The organism is Cytobacillus gottheilii (assembly GCF_001636345.1).
Lineage (GTDB): Bacteria > Bacillota > Bacilli > Bacillales > Cytobacillaceae > Cytobacillus > Cytobacillus gottheilii.
Window position 1 is genome coordinate 4,130,871 of the sequence record NZ_KV440945.1, and the last position, 23,646, is coordinate 4,154,516.

Sequence of the window (23,646 nt, forward strand, 5' to 3'; positions counted from 1 at the left end):
AATTAAAAAAACCACTTGTCAACATTCCAAAATACACATACACTTCCTGTTGGGACAAACAAGCGCAGGAGGTATTAAGGAGATGTTGGCAGTGGCCGAGATTAAGTATATCAGACACGAGGTTAATAATAAAGATTGCAATTATACAGATGTAGCTAAAAGAATGGGGAAGGATCCTAGAACAGTTAAGAAATATGCGGACATGGAGGACTTTAACGAAAAGGTAAAAAAAGTGCAACAAAGACAAGCACCGGTATTAGGCCCAGTAAAATCTATCCTAGATGATTGGATTATGGAAGACTTGAGGAAGAAAAAGAAGTTCCGAAGAACGGCTAAGAGAATGTGGGAATTGTTAAAAGAACTTCATGAATTCAAAGGCTCTGATCGTAGTGTACGGAATTATGTTTCATTCAAGAAGAAGGAGTTACTGCAGGAGTCACCTCAAGCTGCACTTCCATTAGAATCTATTCCAGGAACAGCACAGGTGGACTTCGGGGAGGCTCCGTTTATATATGCAGGTGAAGAGTTAGTCTTGCCATTTCTAGTGATGTCCTTCCCTTCAAGTAATGGATTTTATTTTCAGGTCTTTCCTTCGCAAAACAAGGAATGTTTCTTAGAAGGAATGAAGAGAGTGTTTCATCATATGGGAGGAGTACCAAAAACCATACGTTTTGATAACCTATCCCCTGCCGTAAAGAAGATCTTGCCGAATGGAGAACGGCAATTAACGGATGAGTTCCAAAATTTCGTACTGCATTATGGGTTTGAGTGCGAGTTTTGTAATCCCAACAGTGGCAATGAAAAAGGACACGTTGAATCCATGGTAAAGTATGTGAGAAATAACTTTCTCCTTCCTAGTCTTTCTATTATTGAGCTCGATGAGCTAAATATGAAGTTATGGGAAAAAGCTGAGAGTGACAGAAATCGAAAGCATTACCAAAAAGAAAGCTTAATATCTGACCTATTTGAAGAAGATAAAGCAGCCTTTCTACTTTTACCTTCTAAAGAATACAATTGTGTTAGATATGAAACGTTGAAAGCTGATAAATATGGTTATATTAAACTGGACTTGAACCTGTACTCCACTTCACCAAGATATGCACAAAGCAAGGTATTAGTAAAGATATCCTACAATACCGTTGAGATCTTAAATGATGATCATCAATTAGTAGTGAGTCATTCTCGACTGTACGGGCAATACCGCAAGTCGATGAAATGGCAGCCTTATTTAAATTTAATGGCCAAACGCCCTATGGCACTAAAGTATACCAGTTTTTATGATCAACTACCTGAGGAATGGAAGGTGTATTTTGAGTGCTGCACGGTATCTGAAAAACCGGAAGCATTGCGATTATTATCGACTATATTAAAAGATTACGATTTCACCATAATAACGAAAGCTCTTGTCACCGCTTCAGAGAAAGGACATCCCTCTGTCGAGGCAATTAAACAAGTATTCTACCAACTTATTAATGGACGTGGAGTACGTAGTGAGATAAAGCCGACAATCCCGTTACCTGAATTACCTAAAGCTACAAGAGGACTTGATCTTTATGACCAGCTCCATAAAGGAGTGACAAAACATTGAACCAGCAGATTCAGTCCTATGCGAAACGATTAAAACTCAGTTGGATTAGGGAACATTACCACGAGGTAGAAGCAACAACTAATGAAAACTTTTTACTAAAGCTTTTTGAGGAGGAAATCCAACAAAGGGAGGAGCGAAAAGCCAATTTATTACTTACTCAGGCTACCCTCCCTAAAGTTAAAGGAAAGCCATTTGATTGGACAGAAGTACAATTGCCTGGAGGACTAACAAAGGATTCTCTATTGAATGGAGAATTTATGGACCAACAAGAGAATGCCATCTTCTATGGTGGAGTAGGGGCAGGGAAAACATATCTAGCCACACTGATTGGGTTAAATGCCATACAGAAGTATGGCAAATCAGTAAAGTTCTACACAGTGGCAGGATTGGTCAACCGTCTTCTTGATGCCAATGAAAAGGGTACGTTAAGCAAACTGTTTAAGCAGATTGAAAAACTAGATTGCTTGATACTTGATGAATTGGGCTATATTCCCCTACATAAACAGGGAGGAGAATTACTATTTCAAGTCATTTCGATGTGTTATGAGGCAAAGAGTATCATCATAACAACTAATCTTCAGTTCGGTCAATGGAATCATGTCTTTGGCGATCCTATATTGACAGAGGCAGTTATTGACCGACTCATTCACCATTCGCATCTTGTAGTGTTTAATGGTGATAGTCATCGCTACAGAGAATCTATTTTACAAAATTAGTAAACGAGTTCGTTGACAAGTGGATACATTTTTAATTGCCGTTTTATGCATTTTTTAGTTGCCAAATACATTCTCAGCGATAAATAGGCGTTTAAATTCATCTGTGTAGGTAATTCCCTTAGCACTTACAGCTTTCACAAAAGGATTAATGGATAATTCTTTGATTTCTTTCTCTGTGAATGTTTTTTTACTCATGATGTTTTCCCCGATTTCTACTAGTTGTCTATTTGTCATTATACAAAAAAATACCCTATAGGTAGACTTTTTTAAAGTGTCTACTCTATAGGGTACATTTTAAAAGTACGGTAGCTTTTTTGTTTTTCAAAGGAGTATTCCAAATCTCCTTTAAGAAATGGTGAGTGTACTAGATATATGAAAGCCATTATTCCACTAACCTGCCCCGTTTCTATCATAAGCAAAGTTTCATCTATTTACAGGAATGCTGCCCCTTTAGTACCAGAGCAAAAAAGAAGGATTATTCTTACTGGATCAACACCCTCCATAATTGATTGCGTAAATGCTATTTATTCCATTTTGCTACCCATCAGAATATCTTTTATCTGGTCAACATTATCTACAATAAAAGTAGGGTTAGCATGTCTTAATTCTTCAAATGAACCATAACCATAAGTAACTCCAATAGAGTCAATTCCAGTATTAATTGAGCCGATAATATCGTGCTTTCTATCTCCAATCATAATAAAGTCCCTAAGTTTATATGCAGTATATTTATCTAATATGTATTGAATGATTTCAGTTTTTGATGCTCTTGTTCCATCAAGATTGCTTCCTACAATAAGTTCAAAATACTGGTTAATATTAAAATACTTTAGTATTTGCTCAGCAAAAACAGTAGGCTTTGAAGTCGCAATAACTAAAGTAAATCCTTGGTCTTTTAACGATTTTAATAACAAGGGAATATTTGAATATAAGTCATTTTCAAACATTCCTTTTTCCTTAAACCTCTCCCTATATAAAGCTATTGCTTTTTGTAAATTCGCCTCATCAAAATTGTAATATTCAGCAAATGATACTTGTAATGGTGGTCCAATAAAACATTCTAGTTTATCAATATTTGACTCAACAATGTCCATTTTATGTAACGCATATTGAACGGATTTAGTTATTCCTACTTTTGGGTCTGAAAGTGTTCCGTCTAAATCAAATAAAATTACTTTATATTTATCCATATGAGACCTCCCCCTATTAACAGTTAATCAAACTCAATCTTACCATTATGAAAGTAAATAAGTTCAACTAACCTGCCCCGTTTCTACCATAAGCAAAGTTTCATCTATTTACAGGAATGCTGTCCCTTTAGTACCAGAGCAAAAAAGAAGCATTATCCTTACTGGATCAACACCCTCCATAATTGATTGCGGAAATGCTATTTATTCCATTTTGCTACCCATCAGAATATCTTTTATCTGGTCAACATTATCGACAATAAAAGTAGGGTTAGCATGTCTTAATTCTTCAAATGAACCATAACCATAAGTAACTCCAATAGAGTCAATTCCAGTATTAATTGAGCCGATAATATCGTGCTTTCTATCTCCAATCATAATAAAGTCCCTAGGTTTATATGCAGTATATTTATCTAATATGTATTGAATGATTTCAGTTTTTGATGCTCTTGTTCCATCAAGATTGCTTCCTACAATAAGTTCAAAATACTGGTTAATATTAAAATACTTTAGTATTTGCTCAGCAAAAACAGTAGGCTTTGAAGTCGCAATAACTAAAGTAAATCCTAGGTCTTTTAACGATTTTAATAACAAGGGAATATTTGAATATAAGTCATTTTCAAACATTCCTTTTTCCTTAAACCTCTCCCTATATAAAGCTATTGCTTTTTGTAAATTCGCCTCATCAAAATTGTAATATTCAGCAAATGACACTTGTAATGGTGGTCCAATAAAACATTCTAGTTTATCAATATTTGACTCAACAATGTCCATTTTATGTAACGCATATTGAACGGATTTAGTTATTCCTACTTTTGGGTCTGAAAGTGTTCCGTCTAAATCAAATAAAATTACTTTATATTTATCCATATGAGACCTCCCCCTATTAACAGTTAATCAAACTCAATCTTACCATTATGAAAGTAAATAAGTTCAACTAACCTCCCTCAATAAACAAACACTTTTCTCTTAAATACGCAGTTTTTCACCGTATTGCTATCTAACTTATTTTACTTTACAGATTTGATTAGAGAGAAAAGTACACAATCAAGCTGTTTACGAAGAAAATGAGCGCAAGAAACTAGCCAACCTTCGGTTAATTTCTAAAAGTTGGATAAATAGGTATGTACGCACCAATGGATATCCACATTTCTTATGGGGGTCTACCCTCCCAAGTCTCACAGAGTCTACGCTCCTACATTCCTTCGTTCAACCTTTCCATAAGGTGGATGTCAGTCATGCTGCCCCACAGGATCTAAGTCCTTACGTTAGTTGCGTTGCCAACTAATCCCATGCTGATTTTGTCTGTTCATCTTTTCAAATCTATTGGTTAAATCGTTAGTTTAATAGTGATTAAGCTGCTATTGGTTCTTGGATAAATGCATGCATATGGGGGATGTCCTTCAACATCTTCTCTTCTTGAAACACAAACTGTTTCTTACCAATAGAGAAGAGTATACGGATGATCTTATTACATAAAGCAATTAAAGACTGCATCTTTTTCAACGGATTTTCAGGTCTCGTTGTGTAGTAATGATGGAGGGCTTTAAAGGCTTTGTTCTTGGCTACTAGAATCATAGATGCCCGGAATAACAATGCTCGTAATTTCTTTCGACCACGTTTGGTTATCCTGGTTCTCCCTTTATGCTTACCTGATGTATTTTCTTTTAAGCTAAGTCCAGCCAGTTTAGTTATCTGGCGAGGATGATTGTATTCACTCAAATCGCCTACTTCAGCGAAGAAACCCGCCACTGTATCGCGGCCAATTCCTGTTATTTCTAACATTTGATCAACGCCTGGAATATCTTGAAGTAGTGTATCCAGAGTTTGGTCAAGTTCCTCAAACTTGTTTTGAATGAGTTCATACTTTTGGATTAACGTTCTTAACTCCATTTTAGCCATCATGGCACCCTGACGGATGCCAATCGAGCGATTGGCTGCTTCTTTTAAAGCACGAATCTTCTTAATCCCTATACTTCGTTTCACTGCTTGCCTAAGATATTCAAGCAATTCTTCTTCTGTATATCTCACCAGTTCTTCCGGTAATGCTTCAAGCTTTAATAAATGAAGAGCTGCCTTCCCTTCCCAACTTTTAAAGACGGTAAAGAACTCTGGAAAATATCGATCAATCCAGTTGTGTACCTGTCCTTGCACTATTTGTAAGTCTACATTTAATAGATCACGTAATTTCTTAGCCACACGCAGTTCTGCAAAAACTCCTTGTGGTATCGTTGGTTCGGAGTATCTACCATCTTTGACTAGTTGTGCAATGACTTTTGCGTCTTTCACATCATTCTTAGTTGGAGAATTATCGTCTAGCTCCTTACTGTGCTTGACGTGTAAGGGGTTGACCGTGACGAACTTAATCTGTTCTTCCTTTAAAATATGAGCTAAATTGAGCCAATAATGGCCTGTTGGCTCCATTCCAGTAATGACAGACTCCATTTCGTATGAATCTTTTATTTGATTAATCCAATTAATAAATGTCCTGACTCCCTCTTGAGTATTATCAAAAAAGCAAGTAGAACCTAATTCTATTCCACGATAATCCTGTGCTCTAGCTACATGATGATGTTTGGCAATATCAATACCAATGATTAAGGTTTTTGGTGTAATTTGAGCTATTTTATGATTTTGGTTATAATTCATTTTGAGACCTCCGAGTAGATATTTTGTCCCTTTTAGCTAGCCGGCTTAGGACACATTTATCTTATCAAGAGGTCTTTTTTCTATCAAATCTCATTTTCACTTATTACAGGAATGCTGCCCCTTTTATTACATAAGAAAATCTGCCTAATTTGGCAGTTGGATCTTCATAAAAAGCACTTAACTATTTTTCATTAACGCACTCTCAGCATAATAAACTTATCTGCATTATTTACGTTAGGTTATATGGGTTGTTAATTTAAAGGTAAACCTTGACCCTTAGTCACTACAACTTGGAGCTAGTGCCGCCACATAACTCCTTATCAATATTCTTTTTTTACAGGAAACAAAAGTATCCAAGATTTATATATTAGTTTAAGTATCCAATAAAAGAAGAAAAAGTTAAATGCCAAGCCGAGTGATTCTAACGTATATAACGATCCTCCCCGATAAACTAAAGCATCTGCTGGAAAACCAAAATAATAATACCCAAAGTCATTATCCATCCGATATCCAAGGTCAGGGATTATAGCAATTATGGGAATGAAAATAATGCTTAAAATAGTTAGCTTTACTTTTTGTGAATTCATTTTCTTAATGTTCAATAAAATAGCTATTATTAACCCATTCACCAGAAATCCGATTAACAAAGTTAGAGCATCTGACATTGAATCAACTCCTTGTGAATTCTAAGTGATTGTTCATTATAATATTATAACAAATTCTCCCAATTTTTTTGATTTAAATTAAACAAACCTGCGCCGTTTGTTACATAAGAACGGTACAACTTTCTTTTAAATCTACAGGCGAGAAAGCTGGATGCTCTCCTGAATATAAACCTTCCTCTATGGCCTTTTGGAGTCGGGTGTCATTCGCTCCCATTTCACTCAAGAAAAGATCGTATTTTAAAAAGCAACAAAAAAACCCGAATGATTAGTAAACTGTTATGTTCTAATCATTCGGATATATCACTAGACCTAATCCTTCTGTATCAGCCTGTTTATGATTTACTGCTCTTTAATTCCAGTCAAAATCTCCGCACATGTTCTTATCTAAACAAATCCAGCAGCAAATCCCAAAAGCCTTTTTCTTCTTCAGGCTCTGCCGTTTTTGTTTCTTCTTCCTTCTTCTCAATGCTACTTGTTTTAATGACAAATTGAACAGAGTGTACGTCCTCATTTTTTGATGATGTAAAAGATACAGGGGTGAAATCGGATTTATCGAATTCACCAATCATTTCATTGATTTGCGCTTGCATTTCTGCTGGCATATCTTTTGTTTCTTCATATAGTTGAGCTGTTCCATCTTGAAGAGCAGCTGTTCCTTCATTTAATTCACTTGTTCCATTTGCAATACCTGTTATACCTGTATGCAATTGGCTATAAGAAGAAGCAAGCTGGTTAACGCCTCCAGTATAACCTACCAAACCAGAATGAAATTCACTGTAATTAGCGGATAATGCCGCCAATCCTTTTTGCAGTTCTCCCAATCCGCTCATATCCATATCTTGTAAAGAACCAGTAAGATTCTCAGAGATTGAAGATAATGTCCCGCTCATCGTCTTCATGTTCCCATTCAACTCATCTAATGAAGGCTGTACTGCAGCAAATGCTGCCTTGACAGCAGAATAAGTTGCTTTCACTTTTTGCGCGGCTTTATATGTCGCGATTAACTTATCCAGCACTTTTGCATCCGCACCGCTGGCATACAAACCTGCAATTTCCTGCTCTGTCAGCTGCCCTGCAGGAATTTCGGCAATTGCAGCATCTAACGCCTGATAGCTTTTTGCATATTGATCGCTTAAAGTATTTAACCCGCTAGCAGCTTGGGTCAAACCAGCAGCAAGCTCTGAAAGGCCTTTTGGCAATTCAGTTAGACTGCTTAGGTCCATATTCGATGATGAACCCGATGATAAGGCACTGTTCATCTTACTTAATGCTCCGCCAATCTCTTTAGATGCATTAATGATCTCATATGAAGAACCGTCTAGCTGATTTATGCCATTGAGATATTCACTGGAGCCACTTCTCATAGAAGTTGCTCCGTTATTTAATTGAGACACTCCAGTCCTTAAATCAGCAACTCCGTTATTAAGTTCAGAAATCGCATCTGTTAAAGCACCCATATCATCTGTTAGATTATTAATTTCTGATGTATCAATCGGCAGAGTGGATGGTGCAGCAGCGATATCAATTCCTTGAAACTCAAAATCATGAACATCACCCTGCACGCTAAGCGTATCTTCCTGCCCTGGCATTACGGTAAATGTCACTTGCTTATTCTCACCAGCATTAGCAATCATTCCGCCTGAGGCTTCAATATTTTCATATAGGTTTGAAAGCTGAAGAGAAACCTGAAGCAAATAATTATCATAAAAAACAGTGTCTACATTGTCATTTGCACTGACATCTATTGAAATTTCCAGTTGTCCTGACTGTCCGGCAAGGTCTGCAGCATTGATTTCATTTCCATCTAAGGAATAAGTGACATTTATATTCCATGGTAAATCGGTATCTTCCTGCATATTGCCTTGATAATAAAATTTCCCCTCAGGAGCTTGAATTGAAATCGATTCATTTTCTTGCTGTATCTCTGATAAATCTGTTAAATTTTTGACACTATCATACATTCCAAAATCCTGAATTTCACCGGCTTCTGCAACATCAAGCGTGTTGACGACATAGATGTCTTCTAATGTGCCGCCCGCTTCTAAAGTTGCATATATAACCTCATCCTTCGAAGTAAGCTGACCTTTTGAAGCTTCTGCATAAGCATTGTCATGTGCAAATCCATTGTTAAGAAATACTGGAAAGATGATTACAAGAGCAAGCATACTTCGATACATCTGTTTTTTTCTCATCATCATTCTCCCTCATAAAAATTTGATTTCATTGTTGTCTTCTTAATCACCTTATCAAAGACAACAAGCATCGCTGGCAGCAGCAGCACAACCATGATAAATGCCAGTAATGCTCCTCTTCCTAATAATAATCCAATTGACGATACGATTGGATTTGAAGAGGTTGCCCATAAGATAAATCCTACACTTGATAAAATAGCCGCTGATATTGATATCGAGAATGTTTTTTCATCTAATGTTTTCTTAATCGCCTTCATCGCAGGCATCTCTTTGCGATGTTCATTATAGGCTTCTGTTAATAGGATCGCATAATCAACCGTTGCAGCCAGTTGAACAGTACTAATAATCAAATAGCCTACAAATACTAACGACGAATTTGAAAAGTATGGTATAGAAAGATTGATCCATACGGCCGATTGAATCGTCAGAAGCAAAACAACCGGTATAGAAATAGATTTAAACGTTACGAGAAGTACAATAGCAATGGAAACGACCGTTAAAATATTGACAACAATGTTATCTGTTGCAACCGTATTTTTTATATCATACAAGGTCACACTCTCACCTAAGCTAAATGCTTCATCTCCATAATAGTTATCCGCTATTTCCTCTACATTACTGACAATTGAAAATGGAATATCTCCTTCAGTTGCCTGATTTGTATTAATAATAATGCGGCTGTAATTCTCAGAATAAAATTCACTTGTGATGGTTTCTTCCAAGTATTCAGGCGGAATCACAGCTCCTACATTATTAACATAGGCAATCACACTTGTGACATAATCAAGTTGCTCCAGATCTTCAACAAGCTCTGCTTCCTTAGCGGTATCCCCTTTTGGCACAAGAAGCACAATTGGTGTCGCTTCACCAAACGCCTCTTTTATAACAATAAAGTCACTGCCGGCACGTGTTGTTTCTGGCTGCTCACCTAAACCATAAGTAAAAGTAGTATTACTTTGGGCTAAAAAGGCAGGAACAATAATAATCAGGACAAGCAATAGGCTCGGAAATCTTAACTTCATCATGAGTTTTCCGGTACCAGCAAAGCTTGGCACAAAGCTTTTATGCTGTGTTTTATCCATCCACTTATAAAAATAAAGCGTTAGTGCCGGCAAGAACACCATAACACTAATGAAACTCAATATAATTCCCTTAACTAAATTCAAACCGAGATCAGAACCGATTTGAAACTCCATAAAGGTTAATGCAATAAAGCCGAAAAAGGTAGTCGCAGCACTAGCTGTAATTGCCGGAAATGATTTTTTCATGGCAAGCTGCATCGCTTCTTCAGGACTATTCGTTTTCTTCCGATAATCTGAAAAACTATGCAGTAAAAAGACGGCATAATCCAAAGAAACAGCCAGCTGTAAAATAGGTGCTACAGATTGTGTGACAAAAGAAACTTCTCCAATAAAAATATTCGTCCCTAAATTAATCAGGACCGATACCCCTATAGCGGTTAAGAAAAACAATGGTTCAATCCACGAAGTTGTCGAAATGACAAGGATAAAAATAATCAGGGGAACCAATAGGATCGCCGCATACATGGACTCTGTTCCTGCCATTTTTTGAGACGAAGCTGTATTGATCGCTTCTCCCGCAATAGCACCTTCCTCACCGATCAATTCATAGATCTCATCTGTAATGGCTACTTCTTCACCTGATGTGACAGCGATTGAAAACAACGCATTTCGATCTTTATAATAAGACTCAACTGTATCACGATCAGCCATCTCTAATGGCGTCTTTAAATCGACAACATCATCTAGCCATATTACCTCTGAGACTCCATCAATAGCTGTTAATTCTTCTTTAAAGCTAAGCGCCTCCTGCACAGTTACATCCGAAATCATTACTCGTGTATTGGGGACAGTGGCAGTGAACTCTTCCTCCATTATCTCCATTGCTTTGGTTGACCCCGCATCGTCCGGCAAGTAGTCCACCATATTATAATTGACGGACACAAAGAACTGTGCCACCGTAGAAAGGACCGTAACTAAAGCAAATATTAGCAAGACGGCTTTTTTATGTTTAATAATATGTTCTGCAATACGAATCTTTTTTCACCTCTCTTGAGTCATTTGTCATTACACTTTATCATTATATAAACACGGTGTTGGCTATTCAACAAACAGTTACCTTCATTATGTACGTTGCCCAACACATTTAACTGAAGTGTTGGCTAACTAATCATCATGGATAAAAGAAGAGAGGAATGTTGAATTTGAGTACGAAATTAGATAGACGCAAGCAATATACACGCATGGTATTAATGGATAGTCTGGTTGCGTTATTGCAGGAAAAACAAATATCTACTATTACCATCAAAGAAATATGTGAGCTTGCCGATATTAACCGTTCTACATTCTACGCCCACTATTCCAATCAATATGACTTATTACATTCTATCGAAGAAAAATTCATACAGGACATGATGTCTGCATTAGAACAATACAACTTCTCTAAAGAAGAAGAAGCCTTCTTAATCATTGAGAAAATTCTGGAGTTCATAGCGAATAATAAGATCATTTGCCAAGTTCTCCTTGATCAGAGCACCGAACGCCATTTTCAAAAACAAGGAACGCTTATTATTAAAAAATTTATTTTTAATCAGTGGATAGCTAAAAACACACTTGATCGGCATCAGTTTGAATACATAAGCATCTTTGTGGTAGGAGGCAGCGTGTTTGTCATCAAAAACTGGCTGGAAACTGGGATGAAGGAAAGTTATCAGGAAATGGCAGAGATTATAAACAATCTTATTAATAAAGGCTTATCAACGATGCGCTAAGAAAGGGTAATATATTAACAATAAAAAACCCGGAAACGAGTTCGTTATCCGGGGCATCATCTAAAAAGAAAAATCATCATCCCTAATAGTTTTTTTATTAAGAAAAAAGATGAACTTCATCTCCAACTTGGATACTGCCTGTTTTCACTACCGATGCATAGACACCAAAATGATTATTTCTTTCTTTAATCACCGTTTTATGTATACTCGAATCCCGTTCACCGCTTACAGGATCAACCGTAATGATCATACATCTTTTGCAGTACCTGACGAATTCTATTTCAACTTCATTTCCAATCCGAATTCGTTTGCCAAACCATTCCTCTTCTACGAATGGAACTTTGTCAGTTAAATTAAGTATTAAATTGGGGCGGAATCGTCTAGAATCAACCTCATGCCCCCATATTTCTTCAAGCTTTTTCAGGGAAGCATCCGTAACAATCAGAAGATGTTCTTCTGCGATCGGACCGATGGGAACATGGGAAGGAGAATACACAACCGTGGATACTGCACGCTTTGATTTTTTCTCCATTTCATGAAGTAAATTCTGGTCGTCCCAATCAAAGATTTTGCCTTCCGGTGTCTCTACAACTACTCTTGGATAACGATCAGATTCCTCTTCCCCCTGAAAACGCGCACTATACTGTACCATCTCTGGCAATTGGGTTATCGTTAAAAAATTCCCTTTTTTCGTTTCATCAAGATAAGCATGGCTGCGGTCTCCATACAGGCCATAACTCATTACTTTGGATGTTTGAACACTTTCTCCGCGTAATGATTTAACTGGATGACGGACAATCTGTTCAATGTGACCGATTATCAATACATTCACCTCAATACTGATTCTGATGATTAATCATAATAAAAAAATGCACCAGTTCCAACAGATGAAAAGGGCATTTTTTTGCAGGTGACAGATAAATCCCATCAGAGACTCTCCCGCCACCTGCATATGCTTCGCTTCTACACTAACTCTGTCTTATTTGTGTAAGGCTTCTGTTCTGACTATATATTTCTACTCTTCTTTTAAATCCTCAATTGAATCAATGTCCATGTATTCAGGAACGACTAGCCCTAATTTTGTACCATGCAGATTGGAACCAAGATCTTCAAAATTGCCTTCATATTCAGCAAAGTAATCAGCGTGTGTTGTCGGCAGCCATGCACCCACAATCGCATCTCCGCTTCCATCTGCAACACCTGCCCACATTGGACCTGCATCAACCTGAACTAAATCCACTTCATACCCTACACTTTCAAGTGCACTGGCAACGACATTTGTACTAGCGATGACATCATCCCATGCTACATATAAGAGGGTAATTTCTTCACCGCTAGCCTCGTTAACGCCTTCGGTCCATTCACTTACTAAATCTTCATTCTCACTTACCCATTGTGAAGCAGCTTCATCAGGTGCCGCCCCCTCTTGGATTAAGTTCATTACGCTTTCTATGTGCTCAGGTTCCCAATTAAACTGATCGAGCAGCAAGTAAGCATCTGGGTGATCATCTTTTAAGCCTAACCGAGCAATCGTATGAACGTCCTCTGCTTCACCGTATAAACCTTCTGGATCCTCCAGGTATTTCAGATCAAAGGAATTAAATTTCCAGTGTGGACTCCATCCAGTTATAATGATAGGATCCTCTCTATCATAGGCTTTCTTAAGAGCTGCTGTCATCGCAGCACCAGAACCTTCCACAACTTCCCAATCATCTAATCCGTATCCAGGCAATACGTTATTAATCGTTAAATTCATGATTCCCGCACCTGGATCAATTCCAATGATTTCGTAATCAAGCTGCTCTCCAACTGACCCTGAAGAAGCCTCCTCTCCTCCACACGCAGCTAAACCTAATGTTAATGTTACTGCTGAAGCCATACCTAAAACTTTCTTAATCATTTACAGTTCCCCCTTCATTTTGTTTACAAATTAAGTATGGAAATGCAAATCAGAATGCATCTGGCAGCCGCTGATTTACGTCATACTCATTAATAGAGGAATCTGTTTTACTAGTATTAGCATAACCGTAATAACCTTTATCACATAAAGAAAGACAGCGCATCAAAATAGAACCAACACAGCAGTTTTGGCTATAAAATGAAATTCGATATGCATCTAATAACAAGAGATGTATCGAGCAGCATATATGAACGCAGCTAAAAGATGAAATATTACATGCCGAAATCTTACGTTCTGGAAACTCATCCTGCCTATCTTTTTTCAAGTAATGGATCGTGTAAACTTAGAGAGTTACCCATTAAAAGAATATCAGGATCATTTCCCAGTGCCTTTTGTCGGTTCAACAGGCTTTCGCACTCTTCCTTGTATGTTTGAGGTGCTAAATAGAATACTAATATGTAAAAAACATCTTCCCCTGTGAATCATCTCAAATTTCTGCAATTTTCAAAATGATCTACTTCTATTATAGAATAATACTTTGGAACCTTACAAATAGCGTATCTGCTATGTAATGGTTAAAAACTCCTATGTCATATAACTGAGTGAAAAAGACCGTCTAATGCTTACATATCCTCCTTTTTTCTAATGATTCCTTACAATTTGACTTTACTTCTCTCAAAAAAGAAGACTGACTTATTATTATTGTATACTTACCCTGTTAAGTTTATGAGTCTTAATTTCTATTTAAATGAGCGCATTTCATCAAAAATAATATAATAACTTTTTATTTATACCCTCTATTTTTCATATGAAACCTATTTTATAAAGAAACATTAAAATAAAAAATAAAAAAACCGAATGATTAGTAAGATTCACTTACTAACTATTCGGTTCTATTATAGTGTTAAATTCTTATGTCTTGCCTCATTTTCAGTGACATAAGGTTTATGTAACAAATCGAGATGATAAATGAATTAATATGGATTTGTAGCCAGCATGCTAGCTGTTTTAACATAAATTCGCTGATGTAATTTTAGTTGGGAAACTATTACTTCAGCAATGTCTTCTGGCTGCATGTATTTCTCATCATTATTTTCAGCAATCAGATTGGTTTTAACAGCCATGTCTGTTGCAACAGTACTAGGTGTTAAAGCTGTAACACGGATATTGTTTCTGCGGACTTCTTGTGCTAATGATTCCGTTAAACCGATCACACCAAACTTAGATGCGCTATATGCACTGGATGTAGCCGCTCCATTTAATCCGTTTGTGGATGAAATATTGATGATATCCCCTCTATTTTTTTCAATAAGCTGAGGAAGTACGGCATGTGTCATATAGTAGACACCCATTAAGTTAACATCAATGATGTTTTTCCAATCTTGCGGATCCATCTCCAGCAATGTCCCAAATTGACCAACACCAGCATTATTAATAAGAATATCTGCTGAACCAACTTCGCCTGTCAATTTTTCAACTGCTTGCTTAACGTCTTCCTGTGATGATACGTCCACAGAAACATAAGCTGCTTTTACACCTAATGCTTCCACTTCTTTTGCAACGTCCTTGAGTGCTTCCTCAGTTCTTGCAAGCAGGCCAAGGTTCACCCCCTCTTTTGCTAATGCAATTGCTGCAGCTTTACCGATTCCTCTCCCAGCTCCAGTGACAAACGCCACTTTTCCTTTTAACGATTGTGCCATGTTCGACAACTCCTTTCTTGTTCTATTATATAATTGTGGATAAAAATTTCTAAGAATATGCTTTTTTATTTTCATATTATTTTTATTAAGGAAGCTCAGGGTATGAATCCAAACCTCTAACATTTTAGATCAAAAACGAGTAGGAGGGAGTGATTAACTCCCGACCTCTCACACCACCGTACGTACGGTTCCGTATACGGCGGTTCAATTAAGATGAGTAACGCAAAATTTCATAACGAACTTGCAGACTTTTCAGCCCTTGGCTTTCCCAATAGGAATTGCCGAGGGTTCTGTGTAATATGGGGCTTTTCGAAATACGCCAGTACCCTTTTCGGGTGTTTCCCCACTCGTATGCTTTTCCATATGGCACTTTCAGCCGAGTAAGATTTCTGACCCTTGTTTGAGGTTTCTTCCAATCCTTCCATAGACACATCCTTAATCTTCTTTTAATCCAGCTATCTAATGATTTAAATGTGGAATTTGTATCTGCTAAGGCAAAATAACCGCACCATCCCATTAGATATTGGTTTAACTTCATGATTCTGTATTCCATGGAATATGGCATCTTCCTTGAAGTAATTTCTCGTATTTTCTTCTTCATTCGAACTAGACTTGTTTTCGCAAGACGAACCTTTGGTTCTTTGTGATTCGTGAAACTAAAACCTAAGAACTTTCGGTTCCAAGGGCGGTCTACTGCTGATTTCTTTTCGTTTACTTTTAAACGAAGTTTTCCTTCGATAAATCTTTGTACACTCGCCATTACTCTTAGCCCCGCACGTTCTGTTTTCACATAAATATTGCAGTCATCTGCGTATCGAACGAACTTATGTCCACGTTTCTCCAACTCTTTATCAAGTTCATCAAGAACTATGTTTGAAAGTAAAGGACTTAAAGGTCCACCTTGTGGTGTTCCTTCTTCTGTACTTGAAACCACTCCATTGATCATGACACCAGCTTGGAGGTATTTACGAATAAGTTTTAATAATGGTTTATTTGAAATTCGTTCCGCTAATGTCGCCATTAGTCGGTCATGATTGACCTTATCGAAGAATTTCTCTAAATCCATATCAATCACCCATCGATAACCTTCCTTCAAATAACCCTTTGCTTTCCGAACCGCGTCATGGGCGCTCCGATTTGGACGGAATCCATAACTGTGGTCCGAAAATGTTTTGTCATATTCCTTCGATAAAATCTGCGAGATAGCTTGTTGAATCAAACGGTCTGTCACGGTTGGGATCCCTAGTAAACGCACACCACCATCTGGTTTCGGGATTTCGACTCGACGTACTGGTTGCGGTTCATAAGTTCCCTTCAAAATCTGCGATTTAATGGTTTCCCAATTTTCGAGGATGTGCTGTCGTAGGGTTTGTACGGGCATCATGTCTACTCCATGGCTTCCTTTATTCGCTTCTACTCGCTTTAGCGCTTGTATCATATTTGGCCGTTCCAGAATTTGATCCAACATCGCCATTTCGTTCCTTTCCGTGATTAGCTTATCTTCTTATGCCCACCTGAACTCCACCCTCCGCAAATACCCTCGTGGAATTCACCACTACTTTCTAAGCGTGAGGTTCTGCTGTTTTCTGTGTTTATTCGTTCTAGGTGGAAAGCCAAGGGCTAATCTCTCTTAATTGTTCAGTCCTTCCGAGTAATTCTAGACTTACTCGTACTATGACCTCTGCTGACTTCTGACAGTTCAGCTACTTGTCACCAAGTAGGTTATGAAGGGAACTTCACGTTTCTGTCAGACCTCCCCGGGTAAGCGCATGCACTTTCACACCATCTGTCCGCCTCATTTACTGAATATGACCTTCGACAGAAAGAACTTTGTTTTGTTATGCAAACTCATTCAATCATACCTAGCCTTATATGAGATTCGTGTTCCTCGGACCGGTGTTTTGCCTCCAGCTTCCTTCAGATTCCGCGTCACCACGGACACCCTTGCTTTTAGCTAACCTCTACTTCTGTCTTCGAGGTTCGGGACTTACACCCTTAGTTCATGCGCATGCCGGGCGCACATAAAAAACCCGGATTTCCTCTAAAATCCGGGTTTCTCTTCATGTGGCATATGCATTATAATAAAATTCATTCAAAAAATTATTTATTAACTGGCTTACGCGGCTTTGGTTTGAAATATAAACCAAGCTCTTTCTTTTCTTTTGTTAACGACCTGTACAGGGAAATCATCATTAATATGACAATAATCGAGAATGGAAAGGCGGCCCCGATTAAAATATTTTGAAGAGCCTGCAGCCCGCCACTGTATAAAAGAGTCAGCGCAATTGTAGATTGTGCAATCCCCCAAGTTAACTTAATCGTATTTGGCGGTGTTAGAGAACCATTTGTTGTTTGCATTCCTAGTACAAATGTTGCTGAATCGGCTGACGTAATAAAGAATGTACAAATCAGCACGAGTGCTACAATGGAAAGAATCATTGACAATGGGAACTCGTTAAAGACTGCAAAAAGAACTTCCTCTGTAGCAAATTGTGTTAAATCAATAGCCCCTGAATTTTGAACATCAATTGCTGATGTACCGAATACAGCAAACCAGAAGAAACTCACAATACTAGGAAGCAATAAAACCCCTATTAAAAATTCCCGAATCGTTCTCCCTCTTGAAACACGTGCAATAAAAATTCCGACAAACGGTGACCATGATAGCCACCATGCCCAATAAAATATGGTCCAGCCATTAATCCAAGAACGATGATCCTCATTAAGAGGAGCAATTCTAAAACTCATTTGCACGATGTTTTGAATATAACCGCCAAGTGAATCAGTAAACAGATTTAATATAAGAATGGTTGGTCCTGCAATAAACATTAAGATTAGTAAAGCAACGGCTAAAAACATATTAGCATTACTTAAAATCTTAATTCCTTTACTAAGTCCAGACCATGCAGACATTAAGAAAAGTACTGTAACGATTGCAATAATAATAAATTGAACCATGAAGTTATTGGGAATACCAAATAAATAAGACAACCCGCCATTGATCTGTGCCGCACCAAATCCTAAAGTAGTCGCTACTCCAATCACTGTAGCAAATACCGCAAGGACATCAATCAATGTACCGAGTGGTCCTTCCATGCGTTTTGCACCTAAGACAGGCTTTAACGTAGCTGAAATAAGTCCCGATTCACCTTTACGGAATTGGAAGTAAGCAAGTGCTAATGCCACTATGGCATAGATTCCCCAAGCATGAATCCCCCAATGGAAAAACGTATATCTCATTGCCTCTTTGTTTGCAGAAGGTGTTCCACCCTCAGCAAGCGGAGGATCAATAAAGTGGGAAAGCGGTTCGGCTGCTCCCCAGAAAACTAAACCAATACCCATTCCTGCACTAAAAAGCATCGCAAACCATGATGATTTTGTGTACTCAGGTTTTTCGTCTGGCTTTCCTAATTTAATCGTACCAACCGGACTAAAAATAAGAAATATACAAAAAAGTACAATGATGGTTACCAGAATCAAATAATACCATCCAAAGGCAGTTGAGAAAAATGCCTGTATATTGCCTGTCGCCTCTTCAAATGTTTCTGGCGCAGCAATACCAAATATGACAGCTGCAAGGACTATCGCAACCGAAATCCAAAAAACGTTTGATATTTTACTCATAGAAAATTCCTCTCTCTGTAAAATACTGTTCCTTATAAATACAAATAACATCCTTTTATAACTTTTCCCAAAATCTCCACTTTAAGTTCAAAGATTGTATATTTTTTATTATGAATTGTTTATTTATGTTGAATAAACGGGGTTATTAGAGGTGATCCCCAGGTGGAATTGCCTATTTTGCAGGAAATAAAAGAGTACAATATTAAATAACTTCCAAAAAGTATCCTATGCCATAAAAGGATGTACTTGGCTATAAGGTATTATGCCAACTGCTTTATCTTAACACACCTCCACACCGTAAAAAAAGCGAGAAGCAACTTTCATGGTCATTTGAACCTTCAAATCCCGTCCAAATTCTAGAAAAAAACCTCCCATAATTTTTAGTTTTTTTTTCGCATATTTTTCTTTTCAAAAGTATGAATCAAAGTTGGTATAACAACCTTTATTAACAGTAAATTTTTTCAGGAATACTTCTCCTATTTCCTTTTTGAAAGCGTTAATCAATTTTCTATCAAAATTTTTTTGTTTTTTTCGAGAAAATTTCAGTGAATTAATCGATAAATTAAACATATTTCGGAGATTTTCTATGAATATCATTTATAAATTTAACTTTAAACTGATGTTATTTGACAATTGGCTGAAAATTGTTAAAATACATATAATCTAAATATTTTAGGCCTGTGGCTGTCCATGCAGGCAAGACCTAAATTAGCACTTTGATCTATATTGCTGAATTTAGGTCTTTTTTAATTATAAGGTAAAGGAGTTAAAAAAGCATGAAACCAGAAGATATCGTAAGAAGCGGTCCAAATCAGTATGTTTGCAAGGAAGGTGTTCTAAAAGATATTTCTTTCTTCTTAAAGAACTTTCAATCTCCTGTGGTAGTTACAGGACACAAATCATTCGAAGCGTTTACTCATTATACAAGCTTGCCTTCACATGTTAAAGTTCTTCAGCATAGTGGATATAGCTCAGATTCAGCTATTAACTCTCTAGCAGATCGTGCTCGTCAAGCAGATGTCATTATCGGCATTGGTGGAGGAATTATTCTTGACACCGCTAAATCTGTTGCTGACTTATTAAACATTGAAGTGATCACGATTCCAAGCGTGATTGGCACTTGTGCAGCAACCACTCCTTTAAGTGTCATTTATGATGACACAGGCTCTTTTATTAGAGTGGATTATCACAAACGCTCCAGCTATTACACTTTAATCGATCCGGTCATGCTGCTTAATTCTCCTGTCGAATACTTTAAAGGCGGAATTGGTGATACATTGGCAAAATGGTATGAGGCAGAGGCAATCATTCGAAACACTATGAAAGATGATAACTTCTCCATTATGATTCATTCCGGCTTACAGCACGCTGCATTTATAAAGGAAATCTTATTAAAAGAAAGTCTGACGGCAATCAAAAGTTTAGAAACAAATACGGTTTCCCATGCCTTCACAAAGGTTGTGGAATCAGTCATCACCTTAGCCGGGACGGTAGGCGGGTATGCCGGCCGCTACGGAAGAATGGCTGGTGCCCATGCTATTCACAATGGACTAAGCTTTGTGAATGAAACACACAGTATTCTTCATGGCCAGAAAGTGGCTTATGGAATTTTGGTGCAATTAGTATTAGAAAAACGGCATGCCGAAGTAGAAGAGCTAATTCCTTTTTATAAGGCACTCAACTTTCCTATCAACTTTAAAGATTTAAATGTCACCGAAAACCTAAGCCAAGCCATGGCACTAGTTGCTTCCCACGCAGCCAAACCTGAAGAATCCCTTCAGCTAATGGGCACATTTACCGAAGCAGACGTCATCACTGCTATGGAACAGCTTGAGAATATATTGGTTGGGAATTGATTTGGTTCAAGTTCGGGTGGTCACAGTGACCACCCGAATTTTCTTGTTTCACGGAATGTTTCACAATTCATAAGGACGCCTAAAAGCCTCCGCATAAGCGAAGGCTAAGTCATGGATTTTATTGGACTTCCCCACATCACATAAACTCTTAATTAAGACTCACATGTGGGATCTCAACCTTATTTTTAATTAGATGGTCAATCGTAATTTTTAACATTTCAGGATAATATTTAGAGAGGACAACTCCAGGGGGAATTACTTTATGATTTCGGCAAAACCTCATGAGCTTTGAGATTAACGGGGCTTTGAGATGTTCAGGAATCATTAAGAAATCAATGACAGTAAAATAGCCGCCTCCTGCCAGGGGAAGTATAAGACCCGTAAAAGCGTCATTGCTTGAAGGCTGTGTATACAGTTTTGAGGTTAATACAACAGGTTTATATTTAAAGTAATCAAAAACGTCAACTAAGCAAAATATCCTTTCTGTTGCCATTTCCTCTATAAAGAAGAAGCTCGGGAAAACAAATTTCCATGATGATAGTACTTTTTCAAGATTATGTTTCTTCTTAAATTTCCAGCTATTATCCTGCAAATAGAGTTCATAAACCGTTTTCTTTTCAGCAGCCAAACTGCGGGAACAGAATACGGCCCACCAATAATAGTATGGAAAATAATATTCCTTTTCTTTCTCACTAATAGGAAATTGATCAAGATACTCTTCTGTTTTTGGAATAAGGATATCACCATATTGATCTAGAGAAAAACAGGTAAAATCCTCAATGACCTCTAACAGCTGATCATTTGTTTTTTCTGATATAGATACGACGTTTTTAAAAGATCTCTGCAAATAAATCTTCCTTTCAATGATTGATTTCAATAAAATAGAAATGTTTTCGATATTGTGGGGTGACTGTCTGGGTCAGTTCTGAAGGATATTAACCAGGAGTTTGGTTGAGGGCAATTATAGAACCTTAAAGCTGTTTCATTCATCCTCCCTTCCAAATTTTTTGAACGATTAGTATGCTATTGCTTCTATAGCTGCTAATTACTTTTATTCGTTAAAAATCCTCAATCCCCTCTTAAATTCTAAAATTGTTCAATTGAGATAGGGGGAGGCGATTAACCTCCATTTATCCCTCTCACACCACCGTACGTACGGTTCCGTATACGGCGGTTCCGATTAAGTCGAACGCTGTAAGTCATATCTAGCAGAAATACTTTTTAACCCAAGGGAAAGCCAGTAGGCTTTCCCTAATGTTTTATGAAGAATTGGACTTTTGGATATCCTCCAATAAGCCTTTCTTGTATTTCCCCATTCATATGCTTTCCCTTTCGAAACACCTAGTTTAATAAGTTTCTTGACCTTCGTTTGGGGAAGTTTCCATTCCTTCCATCGAATCATTCTTAACCTTCGATTAAGCCATCCTTCGAGTTTTGCGATTACTGAACGGGTATCTGCTAAATGATAATAATTAACCCATCCCACTAGATATTGGTTAAGGTTATGAATCCTATCTTCCATGGCAATTGACCTTCGTCTGCTTGTAAGCTTTCTTATTTTATCTTTAAACCGTTTAACTGATTGGGGAGATATTCTCACCTTCGGTTTTAGATTACTTGTAAAACTGAACCCAAGAAATTTCCTTTTCCAAGGGCGGTCTACAGCACTTTTATCCTTGTTAACCTTCAGTTTAAGATTCCTCTCGATAAAATGGGTCATTGCCTTCATAACTCTTTCTCCAGCTCTTTTAGATTTCACATAGATATTACAATCATCGGCGTAGCGGACAAAGCGATGTCCTCTGCGCTCCAGTTCTTTATCCAGTTCATCCAACACAATATTCGAAAGTAAAGGGCTTAAAGGTCCACCTTGCGGTGTCCCCTCAAGGTTAGGACTGACAAGTCCGCCTTCCATAACACCAGAGGTTAAGAACCGTCTTATTAGTTTGAGGAGAGTACTATCCTTTATCCTCATGGCTAATTTACTCATTAATCTATCGTGGTTAACCTTGTCAAAGAACTTTTCAAGGTCAATGTCGACTACCCATCGATAACCCTCTTCTATATAGCTTTGGGCTAATTTAACAGCCTGGTGCGCTCGCCTGTTAGGGCGAAAGCCGAAGCTACATTCAGAGAAACTAGGGTCATACATTCTGGTAAGCACTTGGGTGATTGCTTGTTGAATGAAACGGTCTGTCACGGTTGGGATTCCCAGTTTCCTCTTCCCTTTGCCGTCTGGTTTCGGGATTTCGACTCGACGGACGGGGGATGGGATATAGGTTCCCTCGAAGAGGGATTTTCGCAGTTCGCTCCAGTTGAGCATAATATGTCCACGAAGAGCAGTGACGGGCATTTCGTCCACTCCATGTTTTCCCTTATTCTTTTCTACTCTTTTAATCGCATTAAGTAGGTTTTCCCGTGACATGATTCGTTCCATTAACATTGATATAACCTCCCGCGTAAATAGGTGTTCTGTTTGTGTCCTTTTCATTCTCCACCCTGTTTAATGACCCCCGCGGATTCACCGTTTCTTTCATTAAACAGGTACTATGTTTTCTGTTTCATCGAATGGAAAGATACGCCTAGTTCCTATTTTCCATAACCGGTTCAGCCCTTCCTTATCCTCTTAAGCGAATAAGTACTATGGCTTCTGCTGACGCCTGTCGTTCAACTTATCCTCACGGATAGGCTTACCGCATGAGTACGGCATATCGACAGGTTCTCCCCGGGTAAGAGTACAGACTTTCCTTCCATGTCTCCGCCTCATTTACTATGTGA

The 23,646-nt window shown here is 37.8% G+C and carries 17 protein-coding genes and 1 pseudogene; 4 read left to right on the forward strand and 14 right to left on the reverse strand.

Translation table 11 applies throughout. The annotated features are described in order from the left end of the window. Positions 1 to 82: 82 nt before the first annotated feature. Both istA and istB read left to right on the forward strand, forming a co-directional pair. Positions 83 to 1,588: an IS21 family transposase gene (gene istA, locus A6754_RS20105; RefSeq protein ID WP_066446114.1), complete on the forward strand. Its 1,506-nt coding sequence runs from the start codon at positions 83 to 85 to the stop codon at positions 1,586 to 1,588. Continuing rightward, the gene (gene istB / locus A6754_RS20110; RefSeq protein WP_066446112.1) at positions 1,585 to 2,304 is read left to right on the forward strand and encodes an IS21-like element helper ATPase IstB; all 720 of its coding nucleotides are present in this window, start codon (positions 1,585 to 1,587) and stop codon (positions 2,302 to 2,304) included. Before istA ends, istB begins: the two co-directional genes overlap by 4 nt. A 60-nt stretch (positions 2,305 to 2,364) precedes the next feature. Here istB and A6754_RS22860 read toward each other — a convergent pair. The 7 genes and pseudogenes from A6754_RS22860 to A6754_RS20145 form a co-directional block, all read right to left on the reverse strand. Continuing rightward, positions 2,365 to 2,499 (reverse strand): annotated as a pseudogene (locus tag A6754_RS22860) (IS3 family transposase); the annotation flags it as partial. A gap of 329 nt (positions 2,500 to 2,828) precedes the next feature. After that, a complete protein-coding gene (locus A6754_RS20120) occupies positions 2,829 to 3,494 on the reverse strand; it encodes an HAD family hydrolase (RefSeq protein ID WP_066450114.1) in 666 nt (221 codons plus the stop codon). Between the two features lie 201 nt (positions 3,495 to 3,695). Then, entirely contained in the window at positions 3,696 to 4,361 is a 666-nt protein-coding gene (locus tag A6754_RS20125; RefSeq protein ID WP_066450115.1) for an HAD family hydrolase, read from the reverse strand. Between the two features lie 483 nt (positions 4,362 to 4,844). Next, a complete protein-coding gene (locus tag A6754_RS20130; protein ID WP_066448703.1) occupies positions 4,845 to 6,140 on the reverse strand; it encodes an IS110 family RNA-guided transposase in 1,296 nt (431 codons plus the stop codon). A 320-nt stretch (positions 6,141 to 6,460) separates the two neighbouring features. Further along, a complete protein-coding gene (locus A6754_RS20135) occupies positions 6,461 to 6,805 on the reverse strand; it encodes a hypothetical protein (RefSeq protein ID WP_066450119.1) in 345 nt (114 codons plus the stop codon). 380 nt (positions 6,806 to 7,185) lie between these two features. After that, positions 7,186 to 8,997, reverse strand: coding sequence for a hypothetical protein (locus A6754_RS20140; protein ID WP_066450121.1), 1,812 nt, complete (start codon positions 8,995 to 8,997; stop codon positions 7,186 to 7,188). A 2-nt stretch (positions 8,998 to 8,999) separates the two neighbouring features. Beyond that, positions 9,000 to 10,943, reverse strand: coding sequence for an efflux RND transporter permease subunit (locus A6754_RS20145; RefSeq protein ID WP_257299246.1), 1,944 nt, complete (start codon positions 10,941 to 10,943; stop codon positions 9,000 to 9,002). Positions 10,944 to 11,212: 269 nt separating this feature from the next. Here A6754_RS20145 and A6754_RS20150 point away from each other — a divergent pair, with 269 nt between their 5' ends. Continuing rightward, positions 11,213 to 11,788 carry a TetR/AcrR family transcriptional regulator gene (locus tag A6754_RS20150; protein ID WP_257298775.1) on the forward strand — a complete coding sequence of 192 codons (576 nt, stop codon included), beginning with the start codon at positions 11,213 to 11,215 and terminating at the stop codon, positions 11,786 to 11,788. Positions 11,789 to 11,885: 97 nt separating this feature from the next. Here the strand turns inward: A6754_RS20150 and A6754_RS20155 are convergent, their stop codons facing one another. The 5 genes from A6754_RS20155 to A6754_RS20175 form a co-directional block, all read right to left on the reverse strand. Next, positions 11,886 to 12,611 carry an MOSC domain-containing protein gene (locus A6754_RS20155; RefSeq protein WP_066450126.1) on the reverse strand — a complete coding sequence of 242 codons (726 nt, stop codon included), beginning with the start codon at positions 12,609 to 12,611 and terminating at the stop codon, positions 11,886 to 11,888. A 192-nt stretch (positions 12,612 to 12,803) separates the two neighbouring features. Then, positions 12,804 to 13,688: a glycine betaine ABC transporter substrate-binding protein gene (locus A6754_RS20160; RefSeq protein WP_066450127.1), complete on the reverse strand. Its 885-nt coding sequence runs from the start codon at positions 13,686 to 13,688 to the stop codon at positions 12,804 to 12,806. A 974-nt stretch (positions 13,689 to 14,662) separates the two neighbouring features. After that, a complete protein-coding gene (locus A6754_RS20165; protein WP_066450129.1) occupies positions 14,663 to 15,388 on the reverse strand; it encodes a 3-ketoacyl-ACP reductase in 726 nt (241 codons plus the stop codon). 208 nt (positions 15,389 to 15,596) lie between these two features. Then, entirely contained in the window at positions 15,597 to 16,856 is a 1,260-nt protein-coding gene (gene ltrA / locus A6754_RS20170; RefSeq protein WP_066450131.1) for a group II intron reverse transcriptase/maturase, read from the reverse strand. A 632-nt stretch (positions 16,857 to 17,488) separates the two neighbouring features. Further along, on the reverse strand, positions 17,489 to 19,012 hold the full coding sequence (locus A6754_RS20175) for a glycine betaine uptake BCCT transporter (protein WP_066450133.1): 1,524 nt from the start codon (positions 19,010 to 19,012) through the stop codon (positions 17,489 to 17,491). 776 nt (positions 19,013 to 19,788) lie between these two features. On the opposite strand from A6754_RS20175, the gene A6754_RS20180 reads away from it, so the two are divergent. Further along, positions 19,789 to 20,868 carry an iron-containing alcohol dehydrogenase family protein gene (locus A6754_RS20180; protein WP_066450135.1) on the forward strand — a complete coding sequence of 360 codons (1,080 nt, stop codon included), beginning with the start codon at positions 19,789 to 19,791 and terminating at the stop codon, positions 20,866 to 20,868. A gap of 148 nt (positions 20,869 to 21,016) precedes the next feature. Here A6754_RS20180 and A6754_RS20185 read toward each other — a convergent pair whose 3' ends face one another. Continuing rightward, on the reverse strand, positions 21,017 to 21,715 hold the full coding sequence (locus A6754_RS20185) for a hypothetical protein (RefSeq protein ID WP_066450137.1): 699 nt from the start codon (positions 21,713 to 21,715) through the stop codon (positions 21,017 to 21,019). Between the two features lie 333 nt (positions 21,716 to 22,048). Beyond that, complete coding sequence (ltrA, locus tag A6754_RS20190) at positions 22,049 to 23,311, reverse strand: group II intron reverse transcriptase/maturase (protein ID WP_066441994.1); 1,263 nt, start codon at positions 23,309 to 23,311, stop codon at positions 22,049 to 22,051. Positions 23,312 to 23,646: the final 335 nt, after the last annotated feature.